Here is a 21,868-nt window from a genome sequence, read left to right as displayed (position 1 = left end):
AACGCTGCCTCGGCAGCCACCCCTGCCCGGGTAGGACACGACGACAGGAGACGACGTGGGGACCGTAACGATCGGTGTGTCGATCGCGGTCCCGGAGCCCCACGGCAGCCTGCTCCAGGAGCGGCGCGCGGGCTTCGGCGACGCCGCTGCTCACGGTATCCCCACGCATGTCACGCTGCTGCCGCCGACGGAGGTCGACGCCGCGGCGCTGCCCGCGATCGAGGCGCATCTCCTCGAGGTCGCGGGCGCCGGGCGGCCGTTCCCGATGAAGCTGTCCGGGACGGGTACGTTCCGGCCGCTGTCGCCGGTGGTCTTCGTCCAGGTGGCCGAGGGCGCCGAGGCGTGCACCTGGTTGCAGAAGCAGGTCCGTGACGCGTCCGGGCCGGTGGCGCGCGAGCTCCAGTTCCCGTACCACCCGCACGTCACGGTGGCGCACGGCATCGAGGACGAGGCGATGGACCGGGCGTACGAGGAGCTGGCGGACTACCGGGCCGAGTGGCCGTGCACCGGCTTCGCGCTCTACGAGCAGGGCCCGGACGGAGTGTGGCGCAAACTCCGGGAGTTCACCTTCGGCGGCCCGGTGGTGCCCCCGCAGGCGGGCGCCCCCGCGGAGCGGAACTCGACTCCGGCCTGTTAGCCGGAGCCGTCGACGGCAGGCGCGGCCTCTTCCTCGACGGCAACTGGTACCTCGCGGCGGACGGCACCTGCGTCAAGATCAAGCGGCCCCGGCTGACGGACAAGGACGGTGCCCGGCCCTCGTCCGCCCAGCTGCTCTGGCTCACGAGCGTGATCCCGTTTCCCGGCACGGACACGGTGCTCGGCGCGGGCCACGTCCAGGTCAACCAGGCCGGCGACCCGATGGAGAAGGCCGTGGTGGTCCCCCTCCGGCGCTGACCGGGGCCGGGCCCGCACGGGTAGTCGACCGGTGCCGGGGTCCGCACGGGTAGTCGACCGGGGCCGGGGTCCGCGCGGGCGGTCAGCCGGGGCCGGGGTCCGCGCGGGCGGTCAGCCGGGGCCGGGGTCCGCACGCGTGGTCGGCCGGGCCCGGGGCCTACACCGGCAGGCGCCGGAACACCGGTCGTGGCACATGCCGCAGCGCCGACATCACCGCCCGCAGCGCCCCCGGCACCCACACCGTCTCGGAGCGCCGGCGCAGCCCCAGTTCGATCGCCGTCGCGACGGCCTCCGGGGTGGTGGCCAGCGGCGCCTCGGCCAGGCCGGCCGTCATCCGCGTACGGACGAATCCGGGTCGTACGACCATGACGTGCACGCCGGTGCCGTGCAGCGCGTCGCCCAGGCCCTGGGTGAACGTGTCCAGGCCCGCCTTGCTGGAGCCGTAGATGAAGTCGGAGCGGCAGGCGCGCTCGCCGGCGATCGAGGAGAGCACCACCAGCGAGCCGTGGCCCTGCGTCTGGAGCGCCCGCGCGCACACCAGGCCGGCCGAGACCGCGCCCGTGTAGTTGGTCTGCGCGACCCGCACCGCGGCCACCGGGTCCCGTTCGTCGTCGGCCTGGTCGCCGAGCACGCCGAAGGCGAACAGCACCATGTCGATGTCGCCCTCCGCGAAGACCTTGCCGAGCACGGTCTCGTGGGACTCGGGGTCGAGCGCGTCGAAGGCGACGGTGCGGGCGTCCGCGCCCAGTGAGCGCAGCGCTTCGGCGGCCTGCTCCAGCGCGGGGGAGGGGCGTCCGGCCAGCCACACCGTGCGGGCGCGCCGGGCGATCATCCGGCGCGCGGTGGCCAGCCCGATCTCGGACGTACCGCCGAGGATCAACAGGGACTGCGGGGCGCCGAAGGCGTCCTTCATGAAAACCACACTCCTAGGGCCTGTCTTGACGGTGACCGTAGCGCCGCAAAACGGTCATAACCCCACACTCTCCCTGTTCATCGCGACTCCTCACTGAAATGGGTGCGCCGGAATCGGCCCGGCGCTCGCCACTGTCCAGCGTTTTCGGGGTACCCGGACCCTGGCTTTCCGAGAGGTTCGAGGCGTTCGGGATCTTCGAGGCGAGGGAAGAGTCGGATCATGGACTGGCTGAAATCACTCCCCGGCATCGGGCCGTTGATCGCGCGCCTGATGACCACTCACGCGTGGCGTTCGTACGAGCGTCTGGACCGGGTGAAGTGGACCCAGCTCGCCGCCGCGATGACCTTCATCAGTTTCGTGGCGCTCTTCCCGCTGCTGACCGTGGCCGCCGCGATCGGCGCCGCCGCGCTCAGCGAAGAGCAGCAGAAGACGCTCCAGGACAAGCTCGCCGAGCAGGTGCCCGGCATCTCCGACCAGCTCGACATCCACGCGCTGGTCCAGAACGCGGGCACGGTCGGGGTGATCGCGGGCGCCGTGCTGCTGTTCACCGGCATCGGCTGGGTCGGTGCGATGCGCGACTGCCTGCGCGCGGTCTGGGAGCTGGACGACGACGAGGAGAACCCCTTCCTGCGCAAGCTCAAGGACGGCGGTGTGCTCCTCGGCCTGGGCGGCGCCGTTCTCGTCACCCTCGCCACGTCCACGGTCGCCTCGGCCATGGTGGGCTGGACGGCCGACCGGCTCGGCATCGAGAGGGACGGCTGGGGCAGCGTCCTGCTGCACATCACCGCGTTCCTCGTCGCCGTACTCGCCGACTTCCTGCTGCTGCTGTACGTCCTGACGCTGCTGCCCGGCGTCGAGCCGACCCGGCGCCGGCTCGTGGTGGCCGCGCTGATCGGCGCCGTCGGCTTCGAACTGCTGAAACTGCTGCTCAGCGGCTATATCCAGGGCGTCGCGTCGAAGAGCATGTACGGCGCCTTCGGGGTGCCCGTCGCGCTGCTGCTGTGGATCAACTTCACCTCGAAGCTGCTGCTGTTCTGCGCGGCCTGGACGGCGACGCCGAGCGACGGCCCGGCAGAAGAAGAGGTCAGCGGCGCGTCCGACGACGTACCAGATCGGGCAGCGGCCAGCGGCGGTTGACCAGGAACCCGCCCGCCACGAGCAGCACGAGCACCCCGCCCGTGACCGCCAGCGCGATCCCGACTCCGCTCGAACCGCCGTCCTTCAGATCGGCGGCCACCGGCTTCGCGGACTCCTTGTCCGCGCCGGCACCTGGGGAGACGGGCGCGTTCGCGCCCGGCTGCGCGCTGGTGTCCGCGCCCTGCGGGGCCACCAACTCGCCCACCGGCGTCACCTTGTCCGCCGCGCCGAAGCCCCAGTCCAGCAGCTTGGCGGTCTCCTTGTAGACCTCGTTGTGCTCGTTCTTCTCCGGGTTCATGACCGTGACGAGGAGCACCTTGCCGTTCCGCTCGGCGACTCCGGTGAAGGTGGCGCCCGCGTTGCTGGTGTTGCCGTTCTTCACACCCGCGATGCCCTGGTACGGGGTGATGTCGCTGTCGCCGGCCAGCAGCCGGTTGGTGTTCTGGATCTCGAAGGACCCGCGGGTCGTCTTGCCCTTCTTCTTCGTGGTCTCGCCCGGGAACTGCGCGCGCACGGTCGCGCAGTACTCCCGGAAGTCCTTCTTCTGCAGCCCGGAGCGGGCGAACAGCGTCAGGTCGTACGCCGAGGAGACCTGCCTCGGGGCGTCGTACCCGTCGGGGCTGACCACGTGCGTGTCCAGGGCCTGGAGCTCCCTGGCGTGCTCCTGCATGTCCTCGACCGTCTGGCCGACGCCCTTGTTCATCGCCGACAGGACGTGCACGGCGTCGTTGCCCGAGCGCAGGAAGACGCCGAGCCACAGGTCGTGGACCGTGTACGTCTCGTTCTCCTTTATGCCGACCACGCTGGAGCCCGCGCCCATGCCCGCCAGATCGGAGGGGACGACCTTGTGCTCGGTGTTCTTGGGGAACTTGGGCAGCAGCGTGTCGGCGAACAGCATCTTCAGGGTGCTCGCCGGGGGCAGCCGCCAGTGCGCGTTGTGGGCGGCCAGGACGTCTCCGGACTCGGCGTCGGCGACGATCCAGGAGCGTGCGGTGATGTCCTTCGGGATCACCGGGGCACCGCTGCCGAGGTTCACCTGGGTCCCGGGACTGCCGAGTTGGTCGCCACCGATGGTCGACATGCCGGACGGGGGCGTGGCCGAGAGCGTCGCCGTCGGGGTCCCGGTCGGGGTCGTCGTGGGGGTCCCTGTCGGGGTCGCTGTGGGGGTCGCCGCCGGGCTCCCGTCCGCGAACGCGGTCGCGGGCGCGGTGAGCGAGAGGGTCAGCAAGGACAGGAGCGCGGCGGAGGTGACCGGCAGGCGGCGCCTGGCGGTCCTGTTCGAGGCGGGCACGGTCGAGAACGTACAGGGCGGGGGGCACGAAGTCCCGCCCCGGACCGGCCGACGCTCCCCACCCCGGCGCGGTGCGCCGTCGGACGACAGCGATACTGAACCCATGAAGCTCAGCCGCCCCGTCTCCTGGTTCCTGCTCGCCTTCGGGGTGTGGAGCTGGGTCATCTGGATCACTTTCGTCAAGAACCTGTGGAAGGACGGCAGCGGGCTCGCGTTCGACGACGCGGGCGATCCGACGGCGTACTTCTGGGTGCACCTGACGCTCGCCGTCGTCTCCTTTGTCTTGGGGACGGTTGTCGGGGTCATCGGGTTGCGCGGACTGCGCGCCTTGCGCCACAGGTCATAGCCACACGTCATATCGGGAGATACGAGGCTGCCGTGGTCGTTGTCTTCGTGCTGGTGGGCCTGGCCGTGCTGGTCGCGTTCGGGGCACTGCACTGGTACGCGTGGCGCCGGCTGGTCCGGGACACGACGCGCGGCCCCGGCCTCGCGCGCCGCACCGGCACGGTGGTGATCGTCACCGGTCCCGTGCTGATGTTCGGGGCCCTGATCGCCGAGCGCACCGGCGCGCCCTTCTGGCTCCAACGGGTGCTGGCGTGGCCGGGCTTCCTGTGGATGGCGTTCTCCCTGTATCTGCTGCTGGCGTTGGTGGCGGCCGAGTTCGTACGGCCGCTGGTGCGGCGGCTGGTGGAGCGCGAGGCGCCCGCCGAGGTCGCCGTACCCCAGCCGGAGCGCGTGCCGGCGGGCACGGCGGGCACGGCCGCGACGGAGCCGGAGCCGGAGGTGGAGTCCGCGCCGGAGCCGAAGCGGCCGGAGCCGGCGGGGCCGCCTCGGGCCGCGGCCCCCTCCCGGCGTCTGTTCGTCTCCCGGGTCGTCGGCGGAGCCGCCGCCGCGGCGGCGGTCGGCACGGTCGGCTACGGCACGTACGGCGTCCTGCGCGGCCCCCGGGTGAAGCGCGTCACGGTCCCGCTGGCCAAGCTGCCGCGCTCGGCGCACGGTTTCCGGATCGCGGTGGTGAGCGACATCCACCTGAGCCCGGTCCTGGGCCGGGGCTTCGCCCAGCGCGTCGTCGACACGATCAACTCCACGCAGCCGGACCTCATCGCGGTGGTCGGCGACCTGGTCGACGGCAGCGTGCAGGACCTGGGCCCGGCGGCGGCACCGCTCTCCCAGCTGAAGGCGCGGCACGGGAGCTACTTCGTCACGGGCAACCACGAGTACTTCTCCGGCGCCGGGCAGTGGGTCGAGGAGGTGCGCCGGCTGGGCCTGAACCCGCTGGAGAACGCGCGCACCGAGCTGCCCGCCTTCGACCTCGCGGGCGTCAACGACGTGGCGGGTGAGAGCGAGGGCCAGGGCCCGGACTTCGACAGGGCCCTGGGCGACCGGGACACGACCCGGGCCGTCGTGCTCCTCGCCCACCAGCCGGTCCAGATCCACGAGGCCGTCCGGCACGACGTGGACCTCCAGCTCTCCGGCCACACCCACGGCGGCCAGCTCTGGCCCGGCAGCCTCGTCGCGGCCGCCGCCAACCCGACGGTCGCGGGCCTGGAGCGCTACGGCGACACGCAGCTGTACGTGTCACGGGGCGCGGGAGCGTGGGGCCCGCCCACCCGGGTGGGCGCGCCTTCGGACATCACCGTCGTCGAACTGGCGTCGAAGCAGGCGTGAGCCGGCGCCCGCGTAGGGGGACCCTCGTCCGAGGGGGCGCGGGGCCCTCCGCGAGGCGCCTCATTCCTCCCCCCGCGTCGGCAGCGTCACCGTCACCGCCAGGCCCTCGCCCGGTGCCGTGCGGACCGTCACGTCGCCGCCGTGGGCCGTGACCACACCCTGCACGATCGCCATCCCCAGACCACTGCCCGCGCCACCGCCCGCCCGGAAGAACCGGTCGAAGATGCGGGCCGCGTCGTCCTCGGCGAGCCCCGGCCCCTCGTCCGCCACACACAGCCGTACGACCCCGTCCGCGCGCTCCACCCCGAGCCGCACCGGCACATCGGCGGCCGTATGCGTGCGTACGTTGCCCACGAGGTTGCCCAGCACCTGCCGCAGGCCGGACTCGTCGGCCTGTACGAGCAGCGCGCCGTCCGCGCCCACGGTCACCGGACGGCCCGGCTGCTGGGCCCGCAGATCCTGTGCCGCGTCCCGCACCAGACGGGTCACGTCGACGTTGCGGACACGGAGTTCGGGCCGCTGGTCCAGCCGGGCGAGGGTGAGCAGTTCGTCGACGAGCCGGCCCATGCGGTCCACCTCGCCGTTCATCCGGTCCCAGGCCCGCCGACGTTCGTCGGGATCGCTCAGCATCCCCTTCTCGTACAGCTGGAGATAGCCGCGGATCGCCGACAGCGGCGTACGCAGCTCGTGCGAGGCGTCGCCCACGAACCGGCGCAGCTGGGACGCGCTGCGCTCGCGCGTCCGGTACGCCGACTCGACCTGGTGCAGCATGGAGTTGAGGGCGAGGCGCAGCTGCTCGACCTCCTGCGTCGGATGGTGGCTGGACGGCACCCGCCGGGTCAGATCACCCTCGGCGATCGCCGACGAGGTCTCCACCATGTCCTCGAGCGGCCGCATCCGGCGGCGCACGCTGAACATCGTCAGGCACGCGAGCAGCGCCAACAGCAGTGTCCCGATGGCCATATCGAGCTTGAGCGCCTTCGCGTTGCCCTTGTGCAGCGCGTCGGTCGAGGTGGCGAGCAGCACGAACGTGCCGTCGGCGAGCCGCACCGCCGTCGCCCGGTAGGGGGCGCCGCGTACGGTCACGTCGTGCGGGTCGGTGTCGTCGGCGAGGCCGCGCGGGTCGTCCACCGCCTCGGCCAGCGCACGCTGGGTGGCGGTCGGCTCGAGGCCGCCGATGGCGACGGCCTTCCCGTGGCCGTCGACGGCCGCGAAGACCGAGTCCGGTTTCGGTGTCTCGTCGGTGTGCGGGACGAACAGGTCGCGGGCGAACGCCAGCGTGCTCAGCGAGTCGATCTGCCGCAACGTGAGCTGTGAACCGCCCAGCGAGTCACGGGTCTGGGACAGCTCCGCGTCGATCTGGTCGAGCAGATAGTGCCGCATGCCCATGATGCTCACGGCGGTCGCCACGACGATGCCGAGGGCGAGCAGTCCCACGTTCGTGAGCGTCAGCTGGCCGCGCAGCGAGTGGATGCCGTGGTGGCGGCGCGGCCGCCGGACGCTCACGCGAGCCCGTATCCGACGCCCCGCCGGGTCTGGATCACCGGCGGACCGAGGGGTTCGAGCTTGCGCCGCAGATAGCTGATGTACGTCTCGACGACGGTCGACTCGGCCGGGGTGTGCTCGTACTGCCAGACATGGCGCAGGAGTTGCTCCTTGGTCACGATCCGCCCGCCGTTGCGGACCAGGAACCGCAGCAGGGCGTACTCGGTCGGGGTGAGCTCGACCGTGTGGCCGGCGCGGCGCGCGCTGTACGTCGTCTCGTCCAGCTCCAGGTCGCCGTAGCGCAGGGGCGGGCGCCGCGGCAGGGCGTCGGCGGGGCGCGTACGGCGCAGTACGGCCGTGATGCGGGCGACGACCTCGTCGATGTTGAACGGCTTGGTGATGTAGTCGTCGCCGAAGCCGAGCGCGCCCACGATCTCGGCGGGCGCGTCCCGGGCGGTGAGGAAGACGACCGCCAGGTCCGGCTGCCGCAGGCGCAGTTCACGGCCCAGCGCCCGGCCGTCGCCGTCCGGCAGCATCACGTCGAGCAGCGCCAGGTCGATGGGGGTTCCCCCGGCCCGGGCGGAGCCGGGAGCCCGGGGGCGGGTGCGCTCGGCGAGGGTGAGGGCCTGGCGGACGGTGCCCGCGGTCAGCACCTCGAAGCGGTGGTAGCGCAGGGCGATGGTGAGGACGTCGGCGATGCTCGGCTCGTCCTCGACGACGAGGACGGTGGCTCCCTCGTGAGCGGTCATGTCCCCAGTATCCGTGCGCCGCAGGGGCCGTGGGCGGGCTGCCGCCTTGGAGTTCCTTGAGAGTCATGGGCAGGTCGTGTCCACCCGCGTGTGCCGTCGCGGAAGGTGGGTCCAGTACCCCGGGGGACCGACGGACCGACGGACCGATTCGACTGTCGACTAAGGAGCGTTGAGCGTGACGGCATTGGCACGGTGGTGCTATCGGCACCGGCTGGTGGTCCTGTTGCTGTGGGTGGGGGCGCTGTTCGGACTGGGCTTCGCGGCATCCACCGCGGGCACGGACTACGCGAACGTCTTCTCCCTTCCGAACACGGACTCCAAGCGCGCGTACGACCTGATGGAGAAGGCGTTCCCGGACAGCGCGGGCGACACCGACACGGTCGTGTGGAAGGTCGACGGGGGAACGGTCGAGGACCCGTCCGTACGGTCCCGGATCCAGCCCGCGCTCGACGAGATCGGCCGGATGAAGGGCGTCGGCGGGGTCACCAGCCCGTACGCGGGCACCCAGGGGGCCGCCCAGGTCAGCGGGAACGGGCGGATCGCCTACGCCCAGATCACCTTCACCGAGCAGGCGAACGCCGTTCCCAAGGAACTGGTGCAGAACGTCGTCGACACCGCGCAGAAGGCGGAACGCGGCGGACTCCAGGTCGAGTTGGGCGGTCAGGCGATCCAGCGGGTGCAGGAGCCGCCCACCGGCATCGCGGAGATCGTCGGCATCCTGGCCGCGGCCGTCGTCCTCTTCCTCGCCTTCGGCTCGCTCTTCGCGATGCTGCTGCCGATCGGCATCGCGGTCTTCGGCGTCGGCACCGGGCTGTTCTCGACGCAGCTGCTCAGCCACGCCACGGACATCCCCGACCTCGCCCCGCTGCTCGCCACGCTGATCGGGCTCGGCGTCGGCATCGACTACGCGCTGTTCATCGTCACCCGGCACCGGCGCGGCATCCTGCGGGGCATGGCACCGGAGGAGTCGGTGGTCACCGCCCTCAACACCTCGGGACGGGCGGTGCTGTTCGCCGGCGGCACGGTGTGCATCGCGCTCGCCGGGATGCTCGTGACGAACCTGCGCTTCCTGGACGGCGTGGTCATCGGCACCTCGCTCACCGTCGTCCTGAGCGTGCTCGCGGCCGTCACCCTGCTGCCCGCGCTGCTCGGTTTCCTCGGCACCCGGGTGCTCAGCCGCCGGCAGCGGCGCAGGCTCGCGGCCGAGGGGCCCGAGCCGGAGCGGGCGAGCGGACTGGCGGCGCGCTGGTCCACGAACGTCCAGCGGCGCCCGCGCTCGATCGCGGTGATGGCTCTCGTCGTCATGGCCATCCTCGCGATTCCCGTGCTGTCGCTGCGGCTCGGCGCCACCGACCAGGGCAACGACCAGGCGTCGACGACGACCAGGAAGGCGTACGACCTGCTCGCCGAGGGGTTCGGGCCGGGCTTCAACGGTCCGCTCCAGGTGGTCTCGGACGGCGGTGACGCGAACGCGCTCGTGCGGGGCATCGAGGCGACCGACGGGGTGGCGCGGGTGGCCGCGCTGCCGCCCGCGCGGGGCGTGACGGTGATCCAGGTCGTCCCCACCACCTCACCGCAGTCCGAGCGGACGGACCGGCTCATCGACACGCTGCGGGAGAAGGTGATCCCGGACGCCGGCGCGAACGCCCATGTCGGTGGCGTGACCGCGATCTCCAAGGACTTCTCGTCCGTGACCGGCGAGCGGCTGCCCTACTTCATCGCGACGATCATCGGCCTCGGCTTCCTGCTGCTGATGCTCGCCTTCCGCTCCCTCGTCGTGCCGCTCACGGCCGCGCTGATGAACCTGATCGCGGCCGCCGCGTCCTTCGGGGTGCTCGTCGCGATCTTCCAGTGGGGCTGGGGCCTGGAGCTGCTGGGCCTGGGCAAGGAGGGCCCGGTCAACGCGTTCCTGCCGGTCATCATGCTGTCCCTGCTCTTCGGCCTCTCCATGGACTACCAGGTGTTCCTGGTGAGCCGGATGCACGAGGAGTGGGTCCACACGAAGGACAACGCGCGCGCGGTCCGCGTGGGCCTCGCCGAGACCAGCCGGGTGATCAACTCCGCGGCCCTGATCATGGTCTGTGTCTTCCTGGCCTTCGTCCTGAGCGGCGACTCGGGCGCGGCGATGGCGGGCGTCGGCCTCGCGGCGGCGGTCGCGCTGGACGCGTTCATCCTGCGTACGGCGCTGGTGCCGGCCGCGATGCATCTGCTGGGCAACGCCAACTGGTGGCTGCCTGCCGGTCTGGAGAAGCGGTTGCCGCATCTCGCGGTGGAGCCGCAGGAGGACGCCGTCGCGGAGCCGGCCGCCGAGGGCGGTGCGACGGTGGTGCACGGCTTCGTCCGTGACGCGGAGGGCGGGCCCGTCGACAGCGCGATCCTCACCCTCCTCACGCCCGGCGGCCGCCAGGCGGACCGGGTGACGTCGCTGGCCGACGGCTCGTACATCCTCTCGGCGCCCGCTTCGGGAACGTATCTGCTGGCGGTGACGGCCACCGCGTACGCGGCCCGCGCCCGGCACCTGTCCGTGGGCACCGAACCGCTGGTGTACGACGTGGAGCTGACGGCGGACGAGGTGGACGAGGTGGACGCGGTGAACTGAGGACCGCGCCCGTCAGGGGGCGTCGGCGGACGCGGGCGCCCCCGGTGGGTTCCCCTGCCGCTTTTTGGCCTTGGCCGGATCCGGCAGCGCGTTGGTCATCCCCGGCAGGAAGTCCGTGAACAACTCGTGCACCTCGCGGACGAGGGGCCGCAGTACGCGGAAGCGGGCCAGGGAGACCCCGCGGGCCGTGAGGCGGGCGCCGCGCTCGGCGAGCCGGTAGCTGCGCTCGCGCCCCTCCGTACGGTCGAAGACCCAGTACAGGACGAGCCCCATCTGGGAGAGCCACATCAGCTCGGGCAGCACGTCCCGCAGCTCGTCCGGCACCTTGGTCCGGGTCCCGGCCAGCACCTCGCGGTGGACGCTGATGGCCTCCACGCGCGCGTGCTCCGACTCGGCGGAGAAGGGGCTGAGCGGGCTGTCCGGATCGGCGGCGTTCTTGAAGAACTGCACCGCGAACTCGTGGTACGGCGTGGCGATGTCCAGCCAGGCCTTCAGTACGCCACCGATCCGGGCCTCCAGATCGGTCTCGCGGTCCAGCACCTCCCGGACCGCCTCCTGGTGCTCGGCGGCGATCCGGTCGTAGAAGCCCTGGATCAGATGTTCCTTGCCGGCGAAGTAGTAGTACGCGTTGCCGACGGAGACCCCGGCCTCCTTGGCGATGGCCCGCATGGTCGTCTTGTCGTATCCCCGCTCCTGGAACAGCCGCATCGCGGTCTCCAGGATCAGGGCGCGGGTCTGCTCGGACTTGGTGAGGGCGGCGCCCTCTTCGGCCGGGGGGCCGGTTTCGGGACTGTCGTTCTTCGCGGGCACGGGAACGAGCCTAACCAGTGGAGCAGGTGCCGCTGTCACAGCCGGGAGGGCTGTAGGTCCACCCGGAGGCCGGGTGGTACGTCCAGCCGTCGCCCACGTGGTACGAGCCGCCGCCCCACTGCCCGCCCTGCCGGGTCTCGCGCCACTTGGCGGCGGCGAGCATCGCGCCCCTGGCGAACACGGCCCCGCGCGGGGTGCTCAGCCGGTGGGCGAGCGGCCGTTGCTCGCGCAGCGCCCACAGGCACACGACCCAGGCGGCGGAGCCGCGGTACACCTGACCGCTGTCGCCGACCACGGTGATCTCGTCGAGGGTCGCCCGGTGGTCGAGCGCGGGGAAGCGCGCCCTGGCCCGGTCGGATCCCGCCGGCAGGAGTTCGAGGGGCACGAGCTGACGCTGCTTGACGAGCCAGTCGCGCAGGAAGGTGCAGAGCGAGCACTGGGCGTCGTACAGGACGGTGAGCCCGCGGACCGGGACGCGCGCGGCGTCCCGGTCCGGGCCGGCGGTGGCCGGGGAGGTCATCCCGCTCACGCCCCGGTCGTCGGGGCGACCCAGCCCTGCGGGGCGACGGGCGGCAGCTGCTCGCGCTCCATCACTCCGCGCCGGCGGATCTTGTTGAGCACGTACACGTTGCCGAGGTGCATGACCCCGAGCACGAGCAGCACGACGCCGAGCTTGGTCGACAGTGCCTCGAAGATGCCGCGGGCGTCGGCGATCTCGTCGTCACTGTTCAGGTAGAGCGCGACGAAACCGAGGTTGACGAGGTAGAAGCCGACCACCAGGAGGTGGTTGACGGCGTCGGCGAGCTTCTCGTTGCCGTGCAGTACGTCGGCGAGAAATATCCGCCCGTTGTGGCTCAGCGTGCGTGCCACCCAGATGGTCAGGCTGATGCTGACCAGCAGGTAGATGACGTACGCGACGACTGTGAGGTCCATGTCCCCACCCCTTCTTGAACGCGTTCAAAACGCTGTCGAGACGAATGTAGACCCGTTTTTGAACACGTTCAAGCGGACGGGGGCGGGGTGGATGCGACGGTCGTCACAGCCGCCGTGGCGAGCGGTCGTGGCGGTCACGCCGAACGGTGACGCCGGACCGTCACGCCGAACGGCGGCCGAGCTCGGGGCGCTTGCTGTAGTCGGTGAAGCCGATGACGTTGCCCCAGGGGTCGGCGACCTCGACCGTCCAGCCGGTGGCGACGGGGAAGGGGGCGTCGAGGGGCGTCACGCCCGCGCCGGCCAGGGTGCGGGCCGCGATCCGGGCGTCCCGGACCTCCAGCCAGACCCGGGGCGAGGCCCACAGGGGTGGGCGGCGCGTCAGCTCGTCCTCCTGCCGCAGCAGCACACCGGGCGTCTCGCCCCCGACCTTCAGCAGCGCGATCCCGGCCTCGTCGAGCCGGAAGGCCAGCGGGAACCCGGCCAGCTCGTAGAAGGCCACCGCCTCGTCGAGATCCCCGACGGGCAACAGCACGTTGTCGAAACCGAGCAGCTCGTACGACTGGTCATCTGACATGCCATCAGATTAGGTACGGTCACGCCACCGCCGACGGGGGCTGACCGTGGGGGTCACTCGATGGGGGGAGGCGGTGGGCATTCCCCCAGGTCCCCCAGTTCTGATCGATCCAGGGGCGTTGTCAGTGGTGCCTCGTACTGTCGGCGGCATGGGATTGGTGACGTTCGTCGACGAGACGACCAGTGGGAACCGTGGCGGGGGCTGGGGACTTGAGATCGCCGAGGAGCGGCTCGCGTTGCGCGAGCTGATCCGGCGGCGGGTCTTCCAGGAGGTCGCCGAGTACAACGCGCGTACGCCGCAGGTGTTCCAGGGGCTCGTGCAGCCCGAGGACACCGAACGCGTGCTGAACGGATACGCGGTGCGGCCGGGCCGGCGGATCGACCCCGAGGCGCAGACACGCCTCGCGCTGAAGGCCTTCGCGGGAAACGGGTTCCTGGTGCTGGTGGGGGACCGTCAGATCACCGGCCTCGACGAGGAGATCGAGCTGACGCTCGGCACCGAGGTCACCTTCCTGAAGCTCGTCGCGCTGGTGGGTGGCTGACGATGGCGCACCACACCCCGACGTCCCACCTGGAACGCGCGCGCAACCAGATCGCGGCCGGTGACATGGGCCGGCTCGCCCACGTGGTCCTCAAGGCCGCCGAGCACAACCGCGGCCACTGGGGCGGCGGCTGGGCCGAGATACTGGAGATCCTGCGCGAACTGCCGAGGCAGGAGCGGCTGCGGCTCGCGGGCGCCCTGGCGCAGCGGTGCCAGGAGTTCGACGAGGGCTCCGCCGGCCGGCGCCACGCGCTGACCCTGGCGGCGGTCGTCTCCCGCGACCTGCCCGACGAACTGTTCTCCGTGGAGCGGCTGAAGCAGCTCGACCAACTCGCCCGGCAGCACTCGTTCTGGTACGGATCGCGGCTGGAGGTCCTGGCCGAGGCGGAGCTGGCAGCGGGCCGCCCCCTCGCGCCCGCCGTCGTCGCGGTCCTGCGCCGCTCGGCCCTGGTCGCCTACCGCGCCGACCACCTCACCGAGCTGGCCGGGAAGCTCACCGAACCCGTCCTCAACGTCGGCGAGGAGTGGGCCGAGCGCGCCCTCCAGGACGCCGCCGGCCCCGACTGGCAGGCCCTGCTCGCGCACGCGCTCACCGCCACCGCCTCCAAGCCCACCGCCAAGTGGGACAAGCGGGCCCACGAGATCATCGGGGCGCTCGGCCCGGACCGCGTCCGCGCGGCCGTACTGTCCTGGCTCACCCTCGTCGGCCGCCCCCGCACGTTCCCGCTGGAGAGCGGGACGGCGTACGAGCCGGACCACAACCACGCCTACGACCCCTACAACGCCAACGCCCTGCGCGGGCTCGCCTGGCTGGTCTCGCTGCTGCCGCCGCACCCCGGCACCCCGAGGACGCTCGGCGCGCTCGTCGAGACCTCCCTGAGGAAGGTCGCCGGGCTCGGCCCCCGCAACCCCAAGGTCGCCAACGCCGGCGTCATCGCGCTCTCCCGCATCGACAGTGAGGCCGCCCTCGCCGAACTGGCGCGCCTGGCCACCCGGGTGACGTACAAGAACACCGCCAAGCTGCTCGACACGGCCCTTCAGACCCGGGCCACCGCGCTCGGCCTGAGCCGCGAGGAGATCGAGGAGCTGGCCGTGCCCGGGTACGGGCTCACCGGGGTCGGCCACGCCGAGCACCGGTTCGGCGAGGTCACCGCGCTGCTCGACGTGCACGGCACCAAAACCGTGCTCAGCTGGCGCAACGCCGCGGGCAAGGAGGTCAGGAGCGTGCCCGCCGCCGTGCGCCGCGACCACGCCGAGGAGCTCAAGGAACTCAAGACCGCGGCCAAGGACATCGACCGGATGCTCAGCGCGCAGAGCGAGCGGCTCGACCGGCAGTTCCTCGCCCGGCGCACCTGGGCGTACGACGTCTGGCGCGAGCGGTACCTCGACCACCCGCTGGTCGGCACCCTGGCCCGCCGCCTCCTGTGGAGCGTCGACGGCACCTCCGTCGGGTTCGCCGACGGTGAGCCGCGCACGCTCGGCGGCACCCCCGTCAAGGCCGGCTCCGAGGTCACCCTCTGGCACCCGGTCGGACGCGAGCCCGCCGAGGTCGTCGCCTGGCGGGACTGGCTGGAGCGGCACGCGATCACCCAGCCCTTCAAGCAGGCCCACCGCGAGGTGTACCTGCTCACGGACGCCGAGCGCACGACGGGCACGTACTCGAACCGGTTCGCGGCCCATGTCGTGCGCCAGCACCAGTTCAACTCCCTCGCGGCGATCCGGGGCTGGCGCAACAAGCTGCGTCTGTGCGTCGACGACGAGGCACCGCCCGCCACCCGCGAGCTGCCCCAGTGGGGGCTGCGCGCCGAGTACTGGATCGAGGGTGACGGGGAGGAGTACGGCGAGGACACCACCGAGTCCGGCAGCTATCTGCGGCTGCGCACCGACCAGGTCCGCTTCTACCCGATCGACGCCCCGGCGAACTCGGCGCACTGCTACGGAGGCGAGTACCGCATGTGGCTGCGCGACGGGGCGGACCCCGTCGAGCCCGTTCCGCTCACCGACATCCCGCCCCTCGTGCTGTCCGAAGTCCTGCGCGACGTCGACCTGTTCGTCGGCGTGGCCAGCGTGGGCAACGACCCGACATGGCAGGACGGCGGCCCCGGCGGCCGCTTCCAGGAGTACTGGACGTCCTACGGCTTCGGCGAGCTGAACCAGAGCGCCGAGACCCGCCGTGCCCTGCTGGAACGCCTGATACCCCGGCTCGCGATCGCGGACCGCTGCTCGATCGAGGGCCGGTTCCTGCACGTCAAGGGCGAGCGCCACACGTACAAGATCCACCTGGGCTCGGGCAACATCCTGATGACCCCGAACGACCAGTACCTGTGCATCGTCCCGAAGGCGAGCGCCGCCGCCCCGGGCACCGGCTATCTCCCCTTCGAGGGCGACCGGACGCTCGCGGTCGTCCTCAGCAAGGCGACGATGCTCGCGAAGGACACGGAGATCACGGATCCGACGATCCTGAGCCAACTGTGAATCCGGGTCCGGACGCACCGGGGGGGGCGGACGAGACCGGCCCCGGCTTCCCGGCCCGCCCACCACTCCTGCAAGATGACCGACAGCCGTGTTCGGCGTCCTGTGCACCACAACCCCGGAGTCAACCGCCTTGAGTGAGCAGCCCCCGCAGTCCCCGCCCCCCAACCAGCCGCCCGGGTACGGCTATCCGAACGCCGGCGCGACCCCGCCCGGCGGACCGAACCCGTACGCGGCCGGTCAGCCGGGCTCGTACCAGCAGCCGGGAGGCCAGTACGGCTACGGCTACCAGCAGCCCGGATACCCGCCGGGTGCCGTCCCGCCGGGCACGTACACCGGCGACCCCAACGCCCCCTACGGCTACGACCCCTACGGCCGCCCGTACTCCGACAAGTCGAAGATCGTGGCGGGTCTCCTCCAGCTCTTCCTGGGCAGCTTCGGCGTCGGACGCTTCTACATGGGCAGTGTCGGCATCGGCATAGCCCAGCTCTTCACCTGCGGGGGCCTCGGCATCTGGGCGCTCATCGACGGGGTCATGCTGCTCGCGGGCAACGAGGCCAAGGACCAGCACGGGCGGATCCTGCGTGGCTGAACCGGCCCGCGCGCCGCTGAGCTTCCTGCGGCACCCGGCGGCGGCACCCCTCGCGGTGCTCGCCGCCGGGGCCGCCGGTGCCTGCTACCTCTACACCACCGACCCGCACGAGCCGGGCCATGTGCTGCCCCGCTGCCCGCTGCGGCTCGTCACCGGGCTGCTCTGCCCGGCCTGCGGCGGCACCCGCATGGTGTACGACCTGATGCACGGTCACTTCACCGCGGCCTGGCTCGACAACAGGCTGCTGCTGCTCGCCTCCCCGTTCGCGCTCGGGCTGTTGGCGCGCTGGTTCCTCGAGGGTGTGCGCGGCCGGCGGTGGCGGCCCGAACCGAGCGCGCGTACCCAGGCGGTGGTGCTGCTGGTGGCGGTCGCGTGGGTAGTGGTCCGCAACCTCGTCCGGTGATCGGCGTCCCCGTCCGGTGATCCGCGTCCCCGTCCGGACTTCCGGCCCCCTTGGTGAGGGCATGGCCAGGACTTGGCCGGAATTTGATCACGGGATGGGAACGATAGTGCGATCCCTCTCCCGCTGGTCCCACGGATCTCCGTACGCTCCACACGTCACAGGGGGGATGACGTGCACACGATCTTTGGCGATCTCTGCCATGGGTCCCTCCTGGGAGTCCCCGGAGCGGTCCGCTCCGGTCGCATTCAGTCATCCAGGAGCGTTTTTCATGACCGTCCCCACCCCCGAAGCCCCGTTCGGCGTCGACCCGCAGGGCCGCCCGTACTCCGACAAGTCCAAGGTCGTTGCCGGCGTCCTCCAGCTCTTCCTGGGCACCTTCGGCGCCGGCCGGTTCTACGTCGGCTCCACCGGCGTGGCCCTCGGCCAGCTCTTCACCTGCGGTGGCCTCGGCCTGTGGGCGCTGATCGACGCGATCCTGTTCTTCACGAGCAACGACCGCACCGACAAGCAGGGCCGCGTCCTGCGCGGCTGACGGCGTGAACGCACCGAGGGCCCCGCTCCGGACAGGAGCGGGGCCCTCGGCGATGTACCGGAAGGGGATGTCAGAAGCGGCGCGTGATCAGCGCCCGCTTCACTTCCTGGATCGCCTTCGTGACCTCGATACCGCGCGGGCAGGCGTCCGTGCAGTTGAACGTCGTGCGGCAGCGCCACACGCCGTCCTTGTCGTTGAGGATCTCCAGGCGCTGCTCCCCGGCCTCGTCACGCGAGTCGAAGATGAAGCGGTGGGCGTTGACGATCGCGGCCGGACCGAAGTACTGGCCGTCGTTCCAGAACACCGGGCACGACGACGTGCACGCGGCGCACAGGATGCACTTCGTGGTGTCGTCGAAGCGCTCGCGGTCCTCGGCGGACTGAAGTCGCTCGCGCGTCGGCTCGTTGGTGTCCTTCGTGATCAGGAAGGGCATCACGTCCCGGTACGCCTGGAAGAACGGCTCCATGTCGACGACCAGGTCCTTGAGGACCGTCAGGCCCTTTATGGCCTCGACCGTGATCGGCTTCTCGGGGTTGATGTCCTTGATCAGCGTCTTGCAGGCCAGACGGTTCTTGCCGTTGATCCGCATGGCGTCCGAGCCGCAGATGCCGTGCGCGCAGGAGCGGCGGAAGGTGAGGCTTCCGTCCTGGTCCCACTTGATCTTGTGCAGGGCGTCGAGGACGCGTTCCTTCGGGTCGATCTCCAGCTGGAAGTCTTCCCAGGCGGCCTCGGCCGAGATCTCCGGGTTGAAGCGGCGGATCCGGAGGGTGACCGTGATGTACGGCGAGTCGGCGAAGCCCGCCTCGGGCTTGCTGTCCGCCTTGTCGAGGGTCGGGGTAGCCATCAGTACTTACGCTCCATCGGCTGGTAGCGGGTCTGGACGACCGGCTTGTAGTCGAGACGGATGGACTCGGTGCCGTCGTCGCCGACCTCGCGGTACGCCATGGTGTGGCGCATGAAGTTGACGTCGTCGCGGTTCGGGTAGTCCTCGCGGTAGTGACCGCCGCGGGACTCCTTGCGGGCGAGCGCGGAGACGGCCATGACCTCGGCCAGGTCGAGCAGGTTGCCCAGCTCGATGGCCTCGAGGAGGTCCGTGTTGAACCGCTTGCCCTTGTCCTGGATCGAGACGTTCAGGTACCGCTCGCGCAGCTCCGCGATCTTCTCGACCGCCGTCTTGATCGTCTGCTCGGTGCGGAACACCATGACGTTCGCGTCCATGGTCTCCTGGAGCTCCAGGCGCAGCGTGGCGACCCGCTCCGTGCCCGTGGAGGCGCGCAGGCGCTCGACCTGCGAGACGACCTGCGCGGCAGGGTCCTCGGGCAGCTCGAGGTAGCCGGCCTTCGCCGAGTACTCGGCCGCGGCGATGCCCGCGCGACGCCCGAAGACGTTGATGTCGAGCAGCGAGTTGGTGCCGAGCCGGTTGGCGCCGTGCACGGAGACACAGGCGACCTCGCCGGCCGCGTACAGGCCCGGGACGACGGTGGTGTTGTCCGAGAGGACCTCACCCTCGACGTTCGTCGGGATGCCGCCCATGGCGTAGTGCGCGGTGGGCTGGATCGGGATCGGGTCCGTGTAGGGCTCGATGCCGAGGTACGTACGCGCGAACTCCGTGATGTCCGGGAGCTTGGCGTCCAGCTGCTCCGGCGGGAGGTGCGTGAGGTCGAGGTAGACGTGGTCGCCCTCGGGACCGCAGCCGCGGCCCTCACGGATCTCCGTGTAGATGGAGCGGGACACGACGTCACGGGACGCGAGGTCCTTCATGACCGGCGCGTACTTCTCCATGAAGCGCTCGCCGTCCTTGTTGCGGAGGATGCCGCCCTCACCGCGGGCGCCCTCCGTCAGCAGGATGCCCATGCGCCAGATGCCGGTCGGGTGGAACTGGAAGAACTCCATGTCCTCCAGCGGCAGCCCGCGACGGTAGACGGCGGCCTGGCCGTCACCGGTCAGCGTGTGCGCGTTCGACGTCACCTTGAAGAACTTGCCGGTGCCGCCGGACGCGTAGATCACGGCCTTCGCCTGGAAGACGTGGATCTCGCCGGTCGCCAGCTCGTACGCGACGACGCCGGCGGACTTCTTGACGCCGTCTTCCTCGACGATGAGCTGGTCGAGGACGTAGAACTCGTTGAAGAACTCCACGCCCTCCTTCACGCAGTTCTGGTACAGCGTCTGGAGGATCATGTGACCGGTGCGGTCGGCCGCGTAGCAGGACCGGCGGACCGGCGCCTCGCCGTGGTTGCGGGAGTGACCGCCGAAGCGGCGCTGGTCGATCCTGCCCTCGGGCGTCCGGTTGAAGGGAAGGCCCATCTTCTCCAGGTCGAGGACGGCGTCGATGGCCTCCTTCGCCAGGATCTCGGCGGCGTCCTGGTCGACCAGGTAGTCACCGCCCTTGACGGTGTCGAAGGTGTGCCACTCCCAGTTGTCCTCCTCCACGTTGGCCAGCGCGGCGGCCATGCCGCCCTGCGCGGCGCCCGTGTGGGAGCGGGTGGGGTAGAGCTTCGTGAGCACGGCGGTGCGGCTGCGCTTCGTCGCCTCGATGGCGGCGCGCATACCGGCGCCGCCGGCGCCGACGATGACGGTGTCGTACTTGTGGATCTTCATGGTGGTTGCCTCAGCCCCGTGCCTAGCGGATGTTCGGGTCGAAGGTGAAGATCACCAGCGTGCCCAGCAGAATCGTGAACACCGTGGCGGTGTACAGCAGGCCCTTCAGCCACAGGCGCGTGTTCGCCCGCTCCGCGTAGTCGTTGATGATCGTGCGCAGGCCGTTGGCGCCGTGCAGCATCGCGAGCCACAGCATGGCCAGGTCCCAGACCTGCCACCACGGGGACGCCCAGCGGCCTGCCACGAAGGCGAAGCCGATCTTGGAGACGCCGCCGTCGAGGACGAGCTGGATCAGCAGGTGGCCGAGGACCAGGACGACCAGCACGATGCCGGACAGGCGCATGAACAGCCAGCCGTACATCTCGAAGTTGCCACGGGTGGACTTCGGGGTCTTCTTCGTCCGCTTGCGCGGCGACTCGATGACGGGCGCCGGGTTGTCGACGCCGTACAGCGAGGCGCCCTCTACGGGGCCGATCCCGGAGGCGGCGGTATCAGTCGTGGACATCTGCGTCAGCTCCCGAACAGTTCACGAGCGGCGTGGCCGAGGACGGGGTAGATCGCCCCGATCATCAGCACGAGCCACAGGACGACCACGGACCAGAGCATCTGCTTCTGGTAGCGCGGGCCCTTGGACCAGAAGTCGACGGCGATGACACGCAGGCCGTTGAGCGCGTGGAAGAGGATGGCGGCGACCAGGCCGTACTCCAGCACGGCGACGATCGGCGTCTTGTACGTGGACACGACCTTGTCGTAGTCCTCGGGGGAGACACGGACAAGAGCGGTGTCCAGCACGTGTACGAACAGGAAGAAGAAGATGAGGACGCCGGTGACTCGATGAGCCACCCAGGACCACATTCCTTCCCGGCCGCGGTACAGCGTTCCAGCCGGCACGGAAGAACCCTCCGAAAGCGGGGATTGGGGCCTGCCGGCTTCGATGTCGGTCGGGCCCGGCCGGGTACGGTCCACCGGCCCCGGCCATCGTAGCGACGTGTTGTCGGAACGCTTACAGCGGCCCTACCGATGTGATCGAACTGGCAATCAAACGGGCTACTGCGCGGGGCCCGGCGGAGGGGCCCTGGCCCCGCGCCCTCACGGGGTGCGCTGGAGTGCGGGCCGCGGGGAAAAGTCGCGCACCAGGCGGGCGAGCCGTCCGCGCGCCAGTCGCCGCAGCTCCTCCGCCGCCAGGACGCGTTCCTCCTCGCGATCGTTTGTCAATCGTGACCGGATGCCCGCCAGCACCTGATCGAGTGCTTCCCCGGGCGGGGCGTTGTCCAGGCAGATCACGAACACATGCCCGAAGCGGCTCTCGTACGCGGCGTGCGCGGCGCTCAGCGCGGTGTGCGCGACGGAGTACGCGTCGTCCGGGAGCAGGGTCAGCGACTCGCCCGCGAGCGCCTCGGCGAGATCGGCGGGCGCCAGGTCGTACGCCGCCTCGTCGGCCGCGGCGAGCAGCGCGTCGAGGTCCGGATAGGGCCGGTGGTCGGCGACGCGGCGGGCCCAGCGCAGACTGCGGCAGCAGGTGAGGAGGGCGCGCTCGGCATCGTCGACGCGGACGCCGTTGAAGCGCTCCAGGCCCATGGCGGCCGGGGTGCGGGTCTGCGCCGGCAGGGTGAGCCGGCCGTGTCGTGGAAGACGGTGCGAAGGCAGCGGGGGTCCTCGGCGGGATCCGGTGAGGTCG

At 71.1% G+C, this 21,868-nt stretch carries 24 protein-coding genes; 11 read left to right on the top strand and 13 right to left on the bottom strand.

Annotated features, from left to right (window positions below; genetic code table 11):
- Positions 1–55: 55 nt before the first annotated feature.
- On the top strand, positions 56–637 hold the full coding sequence (locus SAVERM_RS17675) for a 2'-5' RNA ligase family protein (protein WP_010984847.1): 582 nt from the start codon (positions 56–58) through the stop codon (positions 635–637).
- On the top strand, positions 544–894 hold the full coding sequence (locus SAVERM_RS43075; protein WP_037644913.1) for a hypothetical protein: 351 nt from the start codon (positions 544–546) through the stop codon (positions 892–894). Before SAVERM_RS17675 ends, SAVERM_RS43075 begins: the two co-directional genes overlap by 94 nt.
- Before the next feature lie 157 nt (positions 895–1,051).
- On the opposite strand, the gene SAVERM_RS17665 is transcribed toward SAVERM_RS43075, so the two are convergent.
- Positions 1,052–1,807, bottom strand: coding sequence for a decaprenylphospho-beta-D-erythro-pentofuranosid-2-ulose 2-reductase (locus SAVERM_RS17665; RefSeq protein WP_037644914.1), 756 nt, complete (start codon positions 1,805–1,807; stop codon positions 1,052–1,054).
- Positions 1,808–2,026: 219 nt separating this feature from the next.
- Between SAVERM_RS17665 and SAVERM_RS43740 the strand changes: the two genes are divergently transcribed.
- The gene (locus tag SAVERM_RS43740; RefSeq protein ID WP_037644915.1) at positions 2,027–2,944 is read left to right on the top strand and encodes a YihY/virulence factor BrkB family protein; all 918 of its coding nucleotides are present in this window, start codon (positions 2,027–2,029) and stop codon (positions 2,942–2,944) included.
- Here SAVERM_RS43740 and SAVERM_RS43735 read toward each other — a convergent pair.
- A complete protein-coding gene (locus SAVERM_RS43735; protein ID WP_010984844.1) occupies positions 2,892–4,235 on the bottom strand; it encodes a D-alanyl-D-alanine carboxypeptidase family protein in 1,344 nt (447 codons plus the stop codon). The genes SAVERM_RS43740 and SAVERM_RS43735 overlap by 53 nt on opposite strands.
- Positions 4,236–4,338: 103 nt before the next feature.
- Here SAVERM_RS43735 and SAVERM_RS44785 point away from each other — a divergent pair, with 103 nt between their 5' ends.
- Together SAVERM_RS44785 and SAVERM_RS17645 are read left to right on the top strand one after the other, a co-directional pair.
- Positions 4,339–4,581 (top strand): SCO4848 family membrane protein, encoded by a 243-nt coding sequence (locus tag SAVERM_RS44785; protein WP_010984843.1) that lies wholly within the window; start codon positions 4,339–4,341, stop codon positions 4,579–4,581.
- 32 nt (positions 4,582–4,613) lie between these two features.
- Positions 4,614–5,903 carry a metallophosphoesterase gene (locus tag SAVERM_RS17645; protein WP_010984842.1) on the top strand — a complete coding sequence of 430 codons (1,290 nt, stop codon included), beginning with the start codon at positions 4,614–4,616 and terminating at the stop codon, positions 5,901–5,903.
- 60 nt (positions 5,904–5,963) lie between these two features.
- Here SAVERM_RS17645 and SAVERM_RS17640 read toward each other — a convergent pair whose 3' ends face one another.
- Positions 5,964–7,409, bottom strand: coding sequence for a sensor histidine kinase (locus SAVERM_RS17640; protein ID WP_010984841.1), 1,446 nt, complete (start codon positions 7,407–7,409; stop codon positions 5,964–5,966).
- Positions 7,406–8,137: a response regulator transcription factor gene (locus SAVERM_RS17635; protein ID WP_010984840.1), complete on the bottom strand. Its 732-nt coding sequence runs from the start codon at positions 8,135–8,137 to the stop codon at positions 7,406–7,408. The genes SAVERM_RS17640 and SAVERM_RS17635 overlap by 4 nt, the downstream gene beginning before the upstream one ends.
- Positions 8,138–8,321: 184 nt before the next feature.
- Here SAVERM_RS17635 and SAVERM_RS17630 point away from each other — a divergent pair, with 184 nt between their 5' ends.
- Positions 8,322–10,736 (top strand): MMPL family transporter, encoded by a 2,415-nt coding sequence (locus SAVERM_RS17630; protein ID WP_037644916.1) that lies wholly within the window; start codon positions 8,322–8,324, stop codon positions 10,734–10,736.
- Positions 10,737–10,748: 12 nt separating this feature from the next.
- Here the strand turns inward: SAVERM_RS17630 and SAVERM_RS17625 are convergent, their stop codons facing one another.
- From SAVERM_RS17625 to SAVERM_RS17610, 4 genes are all read right to left on the bottom strand, one after another.
- A complete protein-coding gene (locus SAVERM_RS17625) occupies positions 10,749–11,546 on the bottom strand; it encodes a TetR/AcrR family transcriptional regulator (protein WP_010984838.1) in 798 nt (265 codons plus the stop codon).
- 10 nt (positions 11,547–11,556) lie between these two features.
- Complete coding sequence (locus SAVERM_RS17620; protein ID WP_037644917.1) at positions 11,557–12,066, bottom strand: thiol-disulfide oxidoreductase DCC family protein; 510 nt, start codon at positions 12,064–12,066, stop codon at positions 11,557–11,559.
- 5 nt (positions 12,067–12,071) lie between these two features.
- Positions 12,072–12,479 (bottom strand): hypothetical protein, encoded by a 408-nt coding sequence (locus SAVERM_RS17615; RefSeq protein ID WP_010984836.1) that lies wholly within the window; start codon positions 12,477–12,479, stop codon positions 12,072–12,074.
- 160 nt (positions 12,480–12,639) lie between these two features.
- Complete coding sequence (locus SAVERM_RS17610; protein ID WP_010984835.1) at positions 12,640–13,053, bottom strand: VOC family protein; 414 nt, start codon at positions 13,051–13,053, stop codon at positions 12,640–12,642.
- A 148-nt stretch (positions 13,054–13,201) separates the two neighbouring features.
- Here SAVERM_RS17610 and SAVERM_RS17605 point away from each other — a divergent pair, with 148 nt between their 5' ends.
- The 5 genes from SAVERM_RS17605 to SAVERM_RS17585 all read left to right on the top strand — a co-directional run bounded on the left by SAVERM_RS17605 (position 13,202) and on the right by SAVERM_RS17585 (position 17,592).
- The gene (locus SAVERM_RS17605) at positions 13,202–13,594 is read left to right on the top strand and encodes a hypothetical protein (RefSeq protein ID WP_037644919.1); all 393 of its coding nucleotides are present in this window, start codon (positions 13,202–13,204) and stop codon (positions 13,592–13,594) included.
- Positions 13,595–13,596: 2 nt separating this feature from the next.
- Positions 13,597–16,068 (top strand): DUF4132 domain-containing protein, encoded by a 2,472-nt coding sequence (locus SAVERM_RS17600; RefSeq protein WP_010984833.1) that lies wholly within the window; start codon positions 13,597–13,599, stop codon positions 16,066–16,068.
- A gap of 130 nt (positions 16,069–16,198) precedes the next feature.
- Entirely contained in the window at positions 16,199–16,657 is a 459-nt protein-coding gene (locus SAVERM_RS17595) for a TM2 domain-containing protein (protein ID WP_037645220.1), read from the top strand.
- Positions 16,650–17,060, top strand: coding sequence for a DUF2752 domain-containing protein (locus SAVERM_RS17590; protein WP_010984831.1), 411 nt, complete (start codon positions 16,650–16,652; stop codon positions 17,058–17,060). Before SAVERM_RS17595 ends, SAVERM_RS17590 begins: the two co-directional genes overlap by 8 nt.
- Positions 17,061–17,328: 268 nt before the next feature.
- Positions 17,329–17,592 (top strand): TM2 domain-containing protein, encoded by a 264-nt coding sequence (locus tag SAVERM_RS17585; RefSeq protein WP_010984830.1) that lies wholly within the window; start codon positions 17,329–17,331, stop codon positions 17,590–17,592.
- Positions 17,593–17,662: 70 nt separating this feature from the next.
- On the opposite strand, the gene SAVERM_RS17580 is transcribed toward SAVERM_RS17585, so the two are convergent.
- The 5 genes from SAVERM_RS17580 to SAVERM_RS17560 form a co-directional block, all read right to left on the bottom strand.
- Positions 17,663–18,436 (bottom strand): succinate dehydrogenase iron-sulfur subunit, encoded by a 774-nt coding sequence (locus tag SAVERM_RS17580; protein WP_010984829.1) that lies wholly within the window; start codon positions 18,434–18,436, stop codon positions 17,663–17,665.
- Positions 18,436–20,190 carry a succinate dehydrogenase flavoprotein subunit gene (gene sdhA / locus SAVERM_RS17575; protein WP_010984828.1) on the bottom strand — a complete coding sequence of 585 codons (1,755 nt, stop codon included), beginning with the start codon at positions 20,188–20,190 and terminating at the stop codon, positions 18,436–18,438. Before sdhA ends, SAVERM_RS17580 begins: the two co-directional genes overlap by 1 nt.
- A gap of 22 nt (positions 20,191–20,212) precedes the next feature.
- Complete coding sequence (locus SAVERM_RS17570) at positions 20,213–20,695, bottom strand: succinate dehydrogenase hydrophobic membrane anchor subunit (RefSeq protein ID WP_010984827.1); 483 nt, start codon at positions 20,693–20,695, stop codon at positions 20,213–20,215.
- Between the two features lie 5 nt (positions 20,696–20,700).
- Entirely contained in the window at positions 20,701–21,081 is a 381-nt protein-coding gene (sdhC, locus tag SAVERM_RS17565; RefSeq protein ID WP_010984826.1) for a succinate dehydrogenase, cytochrome b556 subunit, read from the bottom strand.
- Between the two features lie 198 nt (positions 21,082–21,279).
- Positions 21,280–21,798, bottom strand: coding sequence for a 2-oxo-4-hydroxy-4-carboxy-5-ureidoimidazoline decarboxylase (locus SAVERM_RS17560; RefSeq protein WP_137951459.1), 519 nt, complete (start codon positions 21,796–21,798; stop codon positions 21,280–21,282).
- Positions 21,799–21,868: the final 70 nt, after the last annotated feature.

Source organism: Streptomyces avermitilis MA-4680 = NBRC 14893 (genome assembly GCF_000009765.2).
Lineage (GTDB): Bacteria > Actinomycetota > Actinomycetes > Streptomycetales > Streptomycetaceae > Streptomyces > Streptomyces avermitilis.
This window is presented reverse-complemented; position numbering and strand designations above follow the sequence as displayed.

What these genes read in the sequence shown, in the direction of transcription:
- SAVERM_RS17580 (WP_010984829.1), bottom strand. Translation starts at nt 18,436, where the DNA reads ATGGCTACCCCGACCCTCGACAAGGCGGACAGCAAGCCCGAGGCGGGC.
- sdhA (WP_010984828.1), bottom strand. Translation starts at nt 20,190, where the DNA reads ATGAAGATCCACAAGTACGACACCGTCATCGTCGGCGCCGGCGGCGCC.
- SAVERM_RS43740 (WP_037644915.1), top strand. Translation starts at nt 2,027, where the DNA reads ATGGACTGGCTGAAATCACTCCCCGGCATCGGGCCGTTGATCGCGCGC.
- SAVERM_RS17610 (WP_010984835.1), bottom strand. Translation starts at nt 13,053, where the DNA reads ATGTCAGATGACCAGTCGTACGAGCTGCTCGGTTTCGACAACGTGCTG.
- SAVERM_RS17620 (WP_037644917.1), bottom strand. Translation starts at nt 12,066, where the DNA reads ATGACCTCCCCGGCCACCGCCGGCCCGGACCGGGACGCCGCGCGCGTC.
- SAVERM_RS17665 (WP_037644914.1), bottom strand. Translation starts at nt 1,807, where the DNA reads ATGAAGGACGCCTTCGGCGCCCCGCAGTCCCTGTTGATCCTCGGCGGT.
- SAVERM_RS17585 (WP_010984830.1), top strand. Translation starts at nt 17,329, where the DNA reads ATGACCGTCCCCACCCCCGAAGCCCCGTTCGGCGTCGACCCGCAGGGC.
- SAVERM_RS17605 (WP_037644919.1), top strand. Translation starts at nt 13,202, where the DNA reads ATGGGATTGGTGACGTTCGTCGACGAGACGACCAGTGGGAACCGTGGC.
- SAVERM_RS17570 (WP_010984827.1), bottom strand. Translation starts at nt 20,695, where the DNA reads ATGTCCACGACTGATACCGCCGCCTCCGGGATCGGCCCCGTAGAGGGC.
- SAVERM_RS17635 (WP_010984840.1), bottom strand. Translation starts at nt 8,137, where the DNA reads ATGACCGCTCACGAGGGAGCCACCGTCCTCGTCGTCGAGGACGAGCCG.
- SAVERM_RS17600 (WP_010984833.1), top strand. Translation starts at nt 13,597, where the DNA reads ATGGCGCACCACACCCCGACGTCCCACCTGGAACGCGCGCGCAACCAG.
- SAVERM_RS17615 (WP_010984836.1), bottom strand. Translation starts at nt 12,479, where the DNA reads ATGGACCTCACAGTCGTCGCGTACGTCATCTACCTGCTGGTCAGCATC.
- SAVERM_RS44785 (WP_010984843.1), top strand. Translation starts at nt 4,339, where the DNA reads ATGAAGCTCAGCCGCCCCGTCTCCTGGTTCCTGCTCGCCTTCGGGGTG.